Genomic DNA, 11,822 nt, shown 5'->3' on the forward strand with positions numbered 1-11,822 from the left:
GCGGGCCTCGGGCTCAGCCCGGTACGAGTAAACCGTCGACCAGAGTCTGTGTGAGCCACCGCTCGTACCGCTCCCGGGACCACCCCCGGTCGACGACGATCAGCCGGTACACCTCGGGAGACACGAGGGCATAGACGATGTCGACGGCGTCACGCTCCCGCATGCCTGGCCGCAACGCGCCGGTTTGAGCGAGCGACCGGGCGATGCGCCCTTGGCCGGCGCGCCGCTGCCGATTGAGCTGCTCGAGCAGGGCCGCGGCTTCCGGATCCGCGCTCGCGGCGCCCACGAGGATGCGGTAGATCGGCGCGATCCTCGAGTTGATGTCGGAAGTGACCTGAACCAAGCCCGCTAGCCGGCTCTTCGGATCCGGATCGGAAAGCAGTGCTCGCACCGAGGGGCGTTCGGGCAATGACACCGGCTCGTCGTCGCCGGCGATCGACACGTCGAGAAGCTCCTTGAGTATTCCGAGCTTGGAGGAGAACAGCCGGTACACGGTGGCCTGCGGCACATCCGAGAGAGCGCTGATGGCCTCGACCGTCGTTGCACCGTAGCCACGTTCCACGAACAAGGTTCGCGCAGCCTCGATCACGGCGGCTCGCGCCAACCTGGTCCTCGCCTGTCCGCGCTGACCACGCGATGGTTGTTGTCGCTCCGAGCGTGCCACAACTTGAGACTACCGCTCTCGAATTGAGAGTTATACTCTCAATATCAACAACGTGGACAGCGAATACGACGTTACGGAGAGGAGCCCGCGATGACCGGCATCGAATTCGTCACTCTCGAGACGCCCGACCCCGCCGCCGCCGAGACCTTCGTGAAGGCCGCATTCGGACCAGAACTGCCGGTGCGTGCCCGCGAATCGCAGGCGCCCACAAGCGGTTTCCGTGGGTTCACCCTGTCGCTCGTCGTGCCTCAACCATCGACCGTCGACGCGCTGATCGATGCCGCCGTCAAAGCCGGCGCGTCCGAGGTGAAGCCGCCCAAGAGAAGTCTGTGGGGCTACGGCGGCGTGGTGTGCGGACCGGACGGCACGATCTGGACCGTGGCGTCGTCGTCGAAGAAGGACCGCGGTGCCGAAACCGGGCAGATCGACGATTTCGTCCTGCAGTTGGGCGTCGACGACGTCGCCGCGAGCAAGCGGTTCTACGTCGAGCACGGGCTCGACGTAGCGAAGAGCTTCGGCCGCAAGTACGTCCAGTTCGCGACCGGACCCATCACGCTGGCGCTCTACAGCCGCCGCAATCTGGCCAAGACCGCCGGTGTGCCGGCCAACGGCACGGGATCGCACCGCCTCGCCATCGCCAGCGGCGCGGGCCCGTTCACCGACCCCGACGGGTTCACGTGGGAAGCACCCTGAGTAGTCGCTAGATTCGCACATGTGAGCGGTGCAGGTCGGTTCGCGCCCAGCCCGTCGGCCGACCTGCACATCGGCAATCTGCGCACCGCCGTGCTGGCGTGGCTGTTCGCCCGGTCGACGGGCCGGCGGTTTCTGATCCGAATCGACGACCTCGACGACCGCACCCGCGCCGACATCGGCCGGCGCCAAGTTGCCGACCTCGCCGCGATCGGGCTGACGTGGGACGAGCCGCCGCAGTGGCAGACCCAGCACCCGCAGCGCTACGACGATGCGATCGCCTGGCTGGCCCAGCGTGGCTTGCTCTACGAATGCTATTGCAGCAGAAGGGACATCCAGCAAGCTCCCCGCGCACCGCATGCACCGCAGGGCGCCTACCCGGGAACATGCCGTGAGTTGACCGAGGCCCAACGCGCCTTAAGGCGCGACGCCACCGGCCGGCCACCGGCGTTGCGGTTGCGTGCCGGGGTCGGCCAGTACACCGTGGTGGACCTGCTGCACGGCGAATATCGCGGTATGGTCGACGATTTCGTGGTGCGGCGCGGCGACGGGGTGCCGGCTTACAACCTCGCGGTGGTCGTGGACGACGCTGCACAAGAGGTCGACCAGGTGGTGCGCGGCGACGACCTGCTCCCGTCGTCGCCGCGGCAGGCCTACCTCGCGTCGGTGCTGGGCTACCCGAAACCCGCCTATGCGCATGTACCGCTGGTGCTCAACCATGAGGGCAAGCGGCTGGCCAAGCGTGACGGTGCTGTCACGCTCGCCGAAATCGGCGTCGATCGCGCGATCGCCCAGATGTCCGCATCGCTCGGCTGGCCGTCGAAAACCCTGGAACAGCTTCTGGCGCAGTTCAATCCGGCGCAACTGCCTCGCGAGCCGTGGATCTACCCGCCGGAATCAGATCTGGACGAGTAGTAGCGGCCGAGGACGTGCTCGCGCAGGTCGTCGAACCGGCCGTCATAGATCGCATTGCGCATCTGGTCGACGAGCCGGATCACGAACCGCTCGTTGTGGATGGTGCTCAGCGTCGCGGCGAGGATCTCCTTGCTCTTGTGCAGATGGTGCAGATATGCCCGCGTGTAGTGCGCGCAGGTGTAGCAATCGCATTCGGGGTCGATCGGTGTGAAATCCCGGCGGTAGCGCGCGTTGGTGATGTTGAATCGCCCGGTAACCGAGTACACCGCCGCGTTGCGGGCCACCCGGGACGGCGACACACAGTCGAAGGTGTCCGCGCCGGCGGCCACGGCCGCGAACAAGTCGTCGGGCTCGCTGATGCCCAGCAGATGCCGCGGCTTGTGCTCGGGCAGTTCGTCGATCACCCACCCGATGATCGTCGCCAAGTTCTGCTTCTCCAGCGCCCCGCCGATCCCGTAGCCGTCGAAACCGATTTCGCTGAGCCCGCGTGCGGCGGCTCGTCGCAGATCTTCGTACTGCGCGCCCTGCACCACCCCGAACAACGCCTGGCGGCCACCGAGCCGCCGATGCTCGGCCAGGCACCGCACCGCCCAATCGTGGGTGCGACGCACCGACCGCTCCTGGTAGCCGCGGGTGTTGACCAGCGTGGTGAGCTCGTCGAACGCGAAGATGATGTCGGCGCCGAGCTGGTGCTGGATCCGCATCGACAGCTCGGGGGTGAACCGGTGCGTCGACCCGTCGAGGTGCGAGCGGAACGTCACGCCGTCGTCGTCGACGACCGCGAGCCGCTCCTTGCCCTCGGCGATCACGTCGTCGGCCTGCACGCGCTCGGCGTCCATCGCCAACACCTTGCGAAAACCCGCTCCCAACGAAAGCACCTGGAATCCACCGCTATCGGTGAACGTGGGCCCCGGCCAGTTCATGAATGCGCCCAGGCCGCCGGCCTCTTCGACCACGTCCGCGCCGGGCTGCAGGTACAGGTGATAGGCATTCGCCAGAATGGCTTGTGCGCCAAGCTCTTTCATCGTTTCCGGCAGCACACCCTTGACCGTCGCCTGCGTGCCGACCGCGATGAACGCCGGGGTGTGGATGTCGCCGTGCGGGGTGTGGATCACCCCGCAGCGGCCCCGACGGCCGGGCAGCGACGCGGTGACCGTGAAAAGGCCACTTCCCTGCTCGGTCACGCTGGTATTGAATCAATCCCGGGGTTTTGCCCGCTGCCGGGCATGGCCGCCGGATACATTTGCCCGAGTCCGACGTTCGTGGGTCAACCGGAATTGAGGTGAGCGGTGAAGAACCGAATCGTCGTCGCAGCCGGAGCCGCGTTCTGCGCTGTCGCCGGCGTCGCTGGCTGTTCGTCGGCCCCGGCCAACTCCCCTCAGCCGCCCGGTTCGCTGCCGCCGTCGACCGCCCAGATCACCATCAACGGCAAATCCGCCGGCACCACCCATGCGGTGAAGTGCACGCAGGACGGCTGGACGCACACCATCCAGACGGGCGACGACAAATCCGGCGTGCGCGTGGTGATCGACACCGGTGACGACGTCAGCGCACGGTCCGTCACGATCAACAACGTCGGCGACTTCAACGGCAGCGTGTGGGAGAACAACATCGGCAAGGCGCAGGCCTCGGTGATCGGCACCACGTTCCGGGTCAACGGCACCGCTCAGGGCGCCACCGTCGCCGACCCGAACAAACGCGCCACCGCCGCCTTCGACTTCAAAGCCAACTGCTGAACGCGCGGTCAGGCGCACGTCGTTTTGATGACGGCGTGCGGCTTATTTTCCCAATCTCATGACCGGCGGAAGGTCGAACACCATACTGCTTGACTGATGGTCCGCCGCCCTTGACGGGCCACGACGACAAAAGGAGAACGAGCGTGAAGCGTGGGTTCGTGGTCGCAGTCGGCGGTGCGGCCGTCGTGGTGGCAGGGCTGGCAGGCTGTTCGGACAACAAGTCGAGCAACGCGACCCAGACGGCATCGTCCGGCACGGGTAAGGCGAAGATCACCATCGACGGCAAGGACCAGAACGTCGAAGGCTCGATCGTGTGCGCCGACGTCCCCGGCAGCAACAACTATTCGATCAGCGTCGGCAACACGGCTCAAGGCGGCTCCAGCGCAATCGTCTCCAAGGGTGACAAGCCCGACGTGCAGCAGGTCGGGCTCGTCCTCAACGGTCAGCCACTCGCATACAACAAGGGCACGCCGGGTGGCGGCGAAGCCAGCGCGTCCAAGGACGGCAAGACCTACAAGATCTCCGGCAAGCTCGTCGGCATGCCTGACATGTCCAATCCGATGGCCGGCCCGTCCAACCACGACTTCTCCATGGAAGTGACCTGCCCGTAGCGGACCAACATTGCAGCGGCGGCGCTCCGGTCAGGGGCGCCGCCGTTTTTCGTCGGCGTTTGCGTCGACGTCTTCGACGGCCCGTCGCCTCACGCCTCTCGACAACCGGCGAGGTCCGGCTGCGCCATCAACCGATCGAGGATCGGGCGGTGGCCCTTCAGCAGCTTGGCTCGCGCCTGGGCTACCGAAAACCATTGCACCCGATCGATCTCCGGGAATTGACGCATCCGGCCGGACCCCTTCGGCCATTCGATTTCGAAGGTGTTGCTGCGCGCGTCGGTGACATCGACGTCACCCTGAATCGCGAACGCGGTCAACACTTTTCCGCTGGGTTGACGGATCAGCTCGAAGTCGATGCGCGGGCCCGGCGGGGGTGCCAGACCGGTCTCCTCGGTGAACTCGCGCTGCGCCACTTCCCACGGGTCTTCCCCGTCGACGTACTCACCCTTGAGGATCGACCACGCCCCGTCGTCCTTATTGGCCCAGAACGGCCCGCCGGGATGGCCGATCAGTACCTCGACGACGCCGTCGCGGATCCGGTACGGCAGCAATCCGGCACTGGTCTTGGGCATCTGATGCCGGGGCCTAGACGCCGGCGGCGACTTCGAGGTCCTTCAACGCGGCCTCCAGATGGCCGAGTAGACGCTGCAGGTGCGGCACGCTGCGGCGGCAGCCCACCAGACCGAAGTCCAAGTTGTCGGCGTTGTTGGTGAGCGTGATGTTGAGCGCCTGCCCGTCCAACGCGATCGACAGCGGGTAGTTGCCGTCCAGCCGCGCGCCCCTCCAGTACAACGGCTCTCGCGGGCCCGGCACGTTGGAGATCACGATGTTGAACGGCGGCGGTGCCGTGCTGACGAAGCCCGGCAGAATCGCCAGGGCCACACCACCGCTCATGAACGCCGACAGCGCCAGCTGCTCGAGCTTGGGCAGCTGGGTGAACACCTTCTTGTTCTCGGCCATCGACGAGTGGATGGCTTCCAAGCGCTTCGCCGGATCGTCGAGGTGCGTGGCGAGGTTGCACAAGATCGTGCCGACCATGTTGCCGCCGCCGCTGTCGTCGTTCTCGCTGCGCAGGCTGACCGGAACCATCGCGACAAGCGGCGTCTCCGGCAGCGCGTTCTGGTCGAGGAGGTAGGCACGCAGCGCCCCTGCGCACATGGCCAGCACCACGTCGTTGACGGTCACCCCGCCGGCGGCAGCCTTGACGCGCTTGAAGCGATCCAGTGACCACGACTGCGCGGCGACGCGGCGCGCACCGCCGATCCGCACGTTGAACATGGTCTTGGGCGCTTGGAACGGCAGCGTGAGCTGCTGCTCCAGCAACGCTGCACGAGCCAGCTTCAACGTCGAAGGAGCAAGGGCCGCAACAGATCCCACAGTCTTGGCGAGCGTCTGCAACGGGTTCGCAGGACCGCCGGAGCCCTTGCGGCGACGCGGCTTGAGCTCCCACGACACCCGCAGCTCGTCGTCGTTGGGGTCCGGAGTCATCGTGCGCTGCATCAGCCGCTGCGCGGACACCCCGTCGATGAGCGAGTGATGGACTTTGACGTAGAGCGCGTAGCGGCCGTCGTTGAGGCCCTCGACAAGGTGCGCCTCCCACAGCGGCCGGTGCCGGTCCAGCAAGGTGCCATGCAGCCGCGACGTCAGCTCCAGAAGATCACGGACGCGACCGGGCGGGGGCAGCGCCGAGCGGCGCAGGTGGTAGTCCAGCTCGACGTCGTCGTCGAAGGACCACGCGACGTTGGTGATGCCGCCCAGAAAGGCCGGATGCTTACGGAAGGTCGGCTGCACGTCGGTGCACGTCAGCATCGCCTCGTAGGCCTTGCGCACGAAGTCCGGCCCGGCGTCGGGCGGCGGCTCGAACAGCTGCAAACCGCCCACATGCATGGGATGCTCGCGCGACTCGCCCAGCAGGAAGATGTTGTCGGTTGGTGAAATCAGCTGCATCACACTCTCCACGCGTCGGTCTCTCCACCCTTTGTAGCCGGGTCAAGCCTGGCGATGTGACGTTTGACTCGTCAATGTTTCGGCGCGCTGACTCGCGGGCAGCTTTGTCGGGTGGGACTGACCGTGGCCGTCACCGGCCCTACCGGCGAGATCGGCATCTCCGCTGTCACCGCGCTGGAACGCGAACCTGCGGTCGAAAAGATCGTCGGCATGGCGCGGCGGCCGTTCGACCCCGGCGCTCAGGGCTGGACCAAGACCGCCTACCAGCAGGGCGACATTCTGGATCGCGACGCCGTCGATCGGTTGGTGGCCGACGCCGACGTGGTGATCCATCTGGCGTTCATCATCATGGGTTCGCGCGAAGAGAGTGCCCGCATTAATCTGACGGGCACCCGCAACGTCTTCGAGGCCACCGTGGCCGCGCAGAGGCCGCGGCGGCTGGTCTACACGTCGTCGGTTGCGGCCTACGGCTATCACGCCGACAATCCCGTGCCGCTCACCGAGGATGTGCCGCCGCGCGGATCCCCGGAGCACTACTACTCGCAACAGAAGGCCGCGTGTGAAGCGGCGCTGGCCGAGATCACCGCCGGCTCGTCGCTGGAGGTGTTCATCCTGCGGCCGTGCATCGTCGCCGGCCCGAAGGCGCCCGCGCTGGCCGACGCGATGCCGTTGCGGCGCCTGCCCGGACCGTTGCGTGCGCTGGCGAAAGCGGTGCCGGTGCTCAAGCCGGTGATCCCCGACCCCGGATATCCGCTGCAACTCGTCCACCACGACGACGTGGCCGCCGCTATTGCGCTGGCCGCCACAGTTCCCGCGCCACCGGGGGCCTACAACATCGCCGGGGACGGGCTGATCACCGTGTCAGATGTCGCAAAAGCCTTGGGCGGCAGGCCAGTTCGCGTGCCCGCAGCCGCGGCCTCAGCTGCGTCGGCCGCGATCTCGCGGTTGCCGTTCATTCCGTCGGCGCTCGAGTGGCTGCACGTCGCCCGCACATCGGTGGTGATGGACACCACGAAAGCGAAGAAAGACCTCGGTTGGCAGCCGACGTACACCTCCGCGGAGACACTCGCTGCGCTGGCCGCCGCGGTCTGAGCCCTAATGGGCGCGTGTCAGCCAGCCTTCGACGGTGGCGCGGTCGCGGGTGTGCGTCAGCATGTGCAGGTCTTCGTACAGTGAGGCGCCGTTGAGGTTGTCTTCGGTGAACAAGATCTCCACCTCGCGGACGCCGCGCCGGTAGAAGTCGGTGCGTTCCACGGTCCTGCGCTGCCATCCCGACTGCTCGGCGATCTCCGCCAGCGCCTGACGGTCGTTCGTCGCGCTCATGGGTGTGTGTTCCTCCTCCAATGTGCCAGTGCGCAGGGTACTTGGTGCGGCGTCAAGAATTCGTTGAGGATCCGCCAAGGGCCGGTGCCGATTCTGAAGTTGCCCGCAAGAGCAACCCACATCAGCACAAAGGAGTCCCTGCAATGTTTTCTCGCCTGATCACCAAGTCCGTCACTGCCGCCACCATGGGCGCCGCCGCCCTGGGCATGACCGCGCTCGTCGCCGCCGGCACCGCCAACGCCGGATCGGTGGACACCCAGTTCGTCAACGCCGTCGATCAGGCCGGTATCGCCGTCGACAATCCGGCGCAGGTCATCAAGGTTGCGCACAACGTCTGCGCCGCGCTCGACGAGGGCAGCTCACCGGAGCAGATCGCCAAGTCCCTGGCGGCCAACAGCGACCTCACGGCCAAGCAGATCAAGACGTTCATGGTCTACTCGGCGCAGGCATACTGCCCCGAGTACCTCGAAGAGAGCTGACCAGCCGCTGCCCTGCGATTTCGGCGCGCAACGTTCGCTCAAGCGAAGGTTTGCGCGCCGAAATCAGCTGTTGGACAGGGCCAGCAGCGCCAAGATCACCGTCACCACGGCAAGGACGCCGTGGCCCACGACGACGGGAACCGGGAACGACCGCTCGGCCGGCCCCGCGTCGACCGAACGGTCGCCGGCGCCCACGGCTGTGCGCTGGCCGCGGAAAACCGGCACCCACCGCGCGAGCATCACGAACCCGAGCAGCGCGGCCACCGCGACGACCACCACCGCCGCCCAGCCGATCCGATCGTTGTCCACCGCGAGATAGATGATCCAGAGCACTAGGCCCGCTGCGGCCAGCAGGAAATGCCCGAAGATCAGCGCGGGCGGAAATCGAGAATTGCCTTGCTGACGATGGCCCCCGCCGCCGATCCATTTGGCCAGCATGAAGAAGCCGCCCCCGGCGGTCAGGATCCAGGCAATCAGTGCAGCGATGCCCATCGTGGTTGTCCTTCCTGTGACTCCTCCTGTGGCGAGTTCACGACGCGAACCCCTCGGCTTGGTCGGCCTCGCGCACCACTCGGACGCCGTAGTGGTAGGCGAGCTTGCCGCCGAGGAAGCCGGAAACACCCAGGACCGCGAAGCTGACCGCCGACAACGCCACCAACCCGACCGCAACCCGCCCGCCGCCGGCCTCATGGCCGTAGCGCCACGCGAAGTTCACGACGTAGGCCGCGACGACCAGCAGGTTCAGCGTCATGTGCAGCAGTGCGGTGCGAAACGCGCGCGTGCCGGACGGGATCGCGAACAGATCGAGGAAGCCGACGGCCGCCGCGGCAAGGGCACCGATCACGCCGATCCCGATCAGCCATTCGGAGCCCTGCGCCAAAAACCCCGGCTCGTCGACGATCCGCGACGCGACGTCGAACACCAGGCTGCACAGCCATGCGCCGATCGGGACGGTGACAAGGATGGGGTGGAAGGGATGTCCGTACGGTCCGGCCAGAGCCGCGCTGACGGGCCGTTTGGCGTCTTCCACGTGACTGCCCATGGCCGCCTCCACGTCTGGTCCAGACAGTGGTCATCGAATCTTTTCCCAAGATATCGAGCTTGCACTGGGTTGGGAAGGCGTTTGACTAATGATTCTTAGCGATATTGTTGGCCGGGTGACCGGCACGTCGGGCACCCCGGACCAGGCGGCGATCCGGGCCGTCGCCGCGTTGGACGACGGTCAACGCCGGCGCCTCTACGAGTTCATCCGCGCCGCCCGTAGGCCGGTCACGCGGGAAGAGGCGGCCGCGGCCGTCGGGATTTCCCGCAAGCTCGCCGCATTCCACTTGGACAAGTTGGTGCACGCAGGGCTGCTCACCTCCCGGTTCCTAGCCGACGGCTCCCGGGTCGGACGGCGGCCGAAAGCGTATGAGCCCACCGGCGAAGCCTTGCAAGTCAGCCTTCCCGCCCGACGCCACGAGGTGCTGGCCGACATCTTGGTCCAGGCGGTGCTGACCGAGGGATCGCACGGATCAGCGCGGGACGCCGCTTACCTCGCCGCGCACACGCGCGGCAAGGAGGCCGGCGCCGCGATACGTGAGCAGCTGCGGCCCGGCCGGCTCGGGGTCGAGCGGGCACTGAGCATCGCCGAAAAAGCTTTGGCGGCTTACGGATTCGAGCCCGGACGAGACGACGCGCGCCGTGTCCGGTTGCGCAACTGCCCGTTCCATCCGCTGGCTGCGGACGCGCCCGACTTGGTGTGTGGGCTCAACCACGCGTTCGTCGGCGGCTTGCTCGACGGGCTGCTGGCGGACACCGTCGAGGCCGTGCTGGCGCCCAGTGCCGGGGAGTGCTGCGTGGAACTGCGGGCCAGGTAGGTCACAACGCGCGCAACAGCGCCGAGCGCCCTTTCACGCGCAACTTCTCGATGCGCGACTCGCGCAATTGGCCGATGCGCGCGGCCATCTGGTCACCGAGCCGGTCCAAGAAAGCCTGTTCCAGCTCCACGGGCGGCGGGCAGAGGTCACGCTCCTCTTCGTTGGCGTGGGCGTCGAGCACCGTGACGAATGCCTGCCATTCGTCTTCGTATTCCGGCGCCGAGGGCGCGGTACGCAACAGCACCACGAGCTGGTCCCAGACTTGGCGATGCTCGGCGTGCGCGATCGCGACGAGCTTGCTGGCCGCCGACACTGCCGGATAGAACAGGTCGTCTTCGATGCGCATGTGGATGTCGAGTTCCATGAGCAGTTCATCCAGGGCGGCCTCCCGGTCAGCGGAGCCCGGCGACGCCGCGGAGATCGTCTTGCACAGTGCGCGCAACACGTCGTGGTGTTCGAAGAGCACGTCGTAGGCGTTCACGGTGTCTCCTGGCGACCCCTGCCGCGCACTTCCACCAGGCCGTCACGGACGCGGGTCGGGTAACGGGGCAGCGCCGCCGTCGCCGGTCCTCGCAACACCTCCCCGGACTGGCATGCGAATCGCGAGCCGTGCCAGGGGCACACGATCTCGCCGCGGTCGATCCAGCCGTCGGCCATCGGCGCCCCGAGGTGCGGACAGCTTTCGCCGACGGCCAGGACCCGGTCGTCGTCGCGGTACAGCACCACCCCGATCCCGTCCACCAGTACGCGGCGCGGCTGCCCATCGAGCGCCGCCAACGGCAACGCGGGCCGCCATTCGTCCACGGTCAATCGGGCGCCGGAGCGGTCCACTCCCATACCCTCGCCGTACACCAGCGCGGCGCCGAGGTAAGTGCTGGCAATCGTGAGCCCGTAGCCCACCCCCGTGCCGAGGATGCCCCTGACATGCCGGCCGCGTCGGCGGTCGCGCCACGACTGCACGTACAGGCCGGTGGCTACAACGTTCACGGCGCCGTGCGCCAGGCCGACGCGGCGGGACTGCTCGTGGGTGTGCTGCCAGTCGGTCAGCCCGGTTGCCGCCGCGCCGACGCTGCCGAGAATTCCGACGCCCAACGCAAACTTCGACGCGTCACGCAAAGCGGCCCTGCGGGCGGGCAACACACCGGCCGCGTCCATTGCGACCGTGGTAACGATCGCACCCGTGGGCAGCGACGTCAGGGCCGGATGCAGCGGATGCCCGAGCCAGGTTCCGTGCAACGCATTGCTGACCCGCTCGCGGTATCTGCCCAACGCCGCAAACGCAAAAGTCAGCACATGCTCGAGCCGGTAGCTCGGCCGGTCCAGCCACTTCTGGCGGCCGACCCGGTCGACTAAGTACGTGCCGGCGTCTCGGCAGCGGTTCTCTGGATCACTCGACGCGGTGTTCATGACCGTCCCCTCCCGACCCCGACTCCCTACCGGTGCCACGAAGCGGAGAACGGTTTGGTTCAGGGTCGCGACGGTTCAGGCCCCCACCGGGCCGTTTCGCGAAGGGTGACGACACCGCCGACTTGTTAGTCTCCTTGCGGGTCCATGTGGATCTTCCGCGTGAGAACAGGCCCTCGTCACGACGTAGGAGC

Annotated in this window: 16 protein-coding genes; 7 read left to right on the top strand and 9 right to left on the bottom strand. The window is 67.1% G+C overall.

Annotated features, from left to right (window positions below; genetic code table 11):
• Positions 1-13 precede the first annotated feature (13 nt).
• Positions 14-604: a TetR/AcrR family transcriptional regulator gene (locus tag AC5Y4N_RS04430; RefSeq protein ID WP_499910727.1), complete on the bottom strand. Its 591-nt coding sequence runs from the start codon at positions 602-604 to the stop codon at positions 14-16.
• 123 nt (positions 605-727) lie between these two features.
• Here AC5Y4N_RS04430 and AC5Y4N_RS04435 point away from each other — a divergent pair, with 123 nt between their 5' ends.
• Both AC5Y4N_RS04435 and gluQRS read left to right on the top strand, forming a co-directional pair.
• Positions 728-1,357 carry a VOC family protein gene (locus AC5Y4N_RS04435; protein WP_499911034.1) on the top strand — a complete coding sequence of 210 codons (630 nt, stop codon included), beginning with the start codon at positions 728-730 and terminating at the stop codon, positions 1,355-1,357.
• A gap of 21 nt (positions 1,358-1,378) precedes the next feature.
• A complete protein-coding gene (gluQRS, locus tag AC5Y4N_RS04440) occupies positions 1,379-2,269 on the top strand; it encodes a tRNA glutamyl-Q(34) synthetase GluQRS (RefSeq protein WP_499910729.1) in 891 nt (296 codons plus the stop codon).
• Here gluQRS and tgt read toward each other — a convergent pair.
• The gene (gene tgt / locus AC5Y4N_RS04445) at positions 2,239-3,453 is read right to left on the bottom strand and encodes a tRNA guanosine(34) transglycosylase Tgt (protein ID WP_499910730.1); all 1,215 of its coding nucleotides are present in this window, start codon (positions 3,451-3,453) and stop codon (positions 2,239-2,241) included. The genes gluQRS and tgt overlap by 31 nt on opposite strands.
• A gap of 105 nt (positions 3,454-3,558) precedes the next feature.
• Here tgt and AC5Y4N_RS04450 point away from each other — a divergent pair, with 105 nt between their 5' ends.
• Together AC5Y4N_RS04450 and AC5Y4N_RS04455 are read left to right on the top strand one after the other, a co-directional pair.
• On the top strand, positions 3,559-4,005 hold the full coding sequence (locus tag AC5Y4N_RS04450) for a lipoprotein LpqH (protein WP_499910732.1): 447 nt from the start codon (positions 3,559-3,561) through the stop codon (positions 4,003-4,005).
• Between the two features lie 143 nt (positions 4,006-4,148).
• A complete protein-coding gene (locus AC5Y4N_RS04455) occupies positions 4,149-4,616 on the top strand; it encodes a lipoprotein LpqH (RefSeq protein WP_499910734.1) in 468 nt (155 codons plus the stop codon).
• 89 nt (positions 4,617-4,705) lie between these two features.
• On the opposite strand, the gene AC5Y4N_RS04460 is transcribed toward AC5Y4N_RS04455, so the two are convergent.
• Positions 4,706-5,188, bottom strand: a complete 483-nt coding sequence (locus AC5Y4N_RS04460) for an NUDIX hydrolase (RefSeq protein ID WP_499910736.1) — start codon at positions 5,186-5,188, stop codon at positions 4,706-4,708.
• 13 nt (positions 5,189-5,201) lie between these two features.
• A complete protein-coding gene (locus AC5Y4N_RS04465) occupies positions 5,202-6,563 on the bottom strand; it encodes a WS/DGAT/MGAT family O-acyltransferase (protein ID WP_499910738.1) in 1,362 nt (453 codons plus the stop codon).
• Positions 6,564-6,674: 111 nt separating this feature from the next.
• On the opposite strand from AC5Y4N_RS04465, the gene AC5Y4N_RS04470 reads away from it, so the two are divergent.
• Positions 6,675-7,655 (top strand): NAD-dependent epimerase/dehydratase family protein, encoded by a 981-nt coding sequence (locus AC5Y4N_RS04470; RefSeq protein ID WP_499910740.1) that lies wholly within the window; start codon positions 6,675-6,677, stop codon positions 7,653-7,655.
• Positions 7,656-7,658: 3 nt separating this feature from the next.
• Here AC5Y4N_RS04470 and AC5Y4N_RS04475 read toward each other — a convergent pair whose 3' ends face one another.
• Positions 7,659-7,886 carry a hypothetical protein gene (locus AC5Y4N_RS04475; protein ID WP_499910742.1) on the bottom strand — a complete coding sequence of 76 codons (228 nt, stop codon included), beginning with the start codon at positions 7,884-7,886 and terminating at the stop codon, positions 7,659-7,661.
• A gap of 143 nt (positions 7,887-8,029) precedes the next feature.
• Here AC5Y4N_RS04475 and AC5Y4N_RS04480 point away from each other — a divergent pair, with 143 nt between their 5' ends.
• Complete coding sequence (locus tag AC5Y4N_RS04480) at positions 8,030-8,365, top strand: DUF732 domain-containing protein (RefSeq protein WP_499910745.1); 336 nt, start codon at positions 8,030-8,032, stop codon at positions 8,363-8,365.
• A gap of 63 nt (positions 8,366-8,428) precedes the next feature.
• Here the strand turns inward: AC5Y4N_RS04480 and AC5Y4N_RS04485 are convergent, their stop codons facing one another.
• Both AC5Y4N_RS04485 and AC5Y4N_RS04490 read right to left on the bottom strand, forming a co-directional pair.
• On the bottom strand, positions 8,429-8,857 hold the full coding sequence (locus AC5Y4N_RS04485; protein WP_499910749.1) for a hypothetical protein: 429 nt from the start codon (positions 8,855-8,857) through the stop codon (positions 8,429-8,431).
• A gap of 37 nt (positions 8,858-8,894) precedes the next feature.
• A complete protein-coding gene (locus AC5Y4N_RS04490; protein ID WP_499910753.1) occupies positions 8,895-9,407 on the bottom strand; it encodes a DUF2231 domain-containing protein in 513 nt (170 codons plus the stop codon).
• A gap of 115 nt (positions 9,408-9,522) precedes the next feature.
• Here AC5Y4N_RS04490 and AC5Y4N_RS04495 point away from each other — a divergent pair, with 115 nt between their 5' ends.
• Entirely contained in the window at positions 9,523-10,224 is a 702-nt protein-coding gene (locus tag AC5Y4N_RS04495; protein WP_499910756.1) for a helix-turn-helix transcriptional regulator, read from the top strand.
• A gap of 1 nt (position 10,225) precedes the next feature.
• Here AC5Y4N_RS04495 and AC5Y4N_RS04500 read toward each other — a convergent pair whose 3' ends face one another.
• Both AC5Y4N_RS04500 and AC5Y4N_RS04505 read right to left on the bottom strand, forming a co-directional pair.
• A complete protein-coding gene (locus AC5Y4N_RS04500) occupies positions 10,226-10,705 on the bottom strand; it encodes a hemerythrin domain-containing protein (protein ID WP_499910759.1) in 480 nt (159 codons plus the stop codon).
• On the bottom strand, positions 10,702-11,631 hold the full coding sequence (locus tag AC5Y4N_RS04505) for a Rieske (2Fe-2S) protein (RefSeq protein ID WP_499910762.1): 930 nt from the start codon (positions 11,629-11,631) through the stop codon (positions 10,702-10,704). The genes AC5Y4N_RS04500 and AC5Y4N_RS04505 overlap by 4 nt, the downstream gene beginning before the upstream one ends.
• Positions 11,632-11,822 lie beyond the last annotated feature (191 nt).

Source organism: Mycobacterium sp. NGS19, from assembly GCF_059813155.1.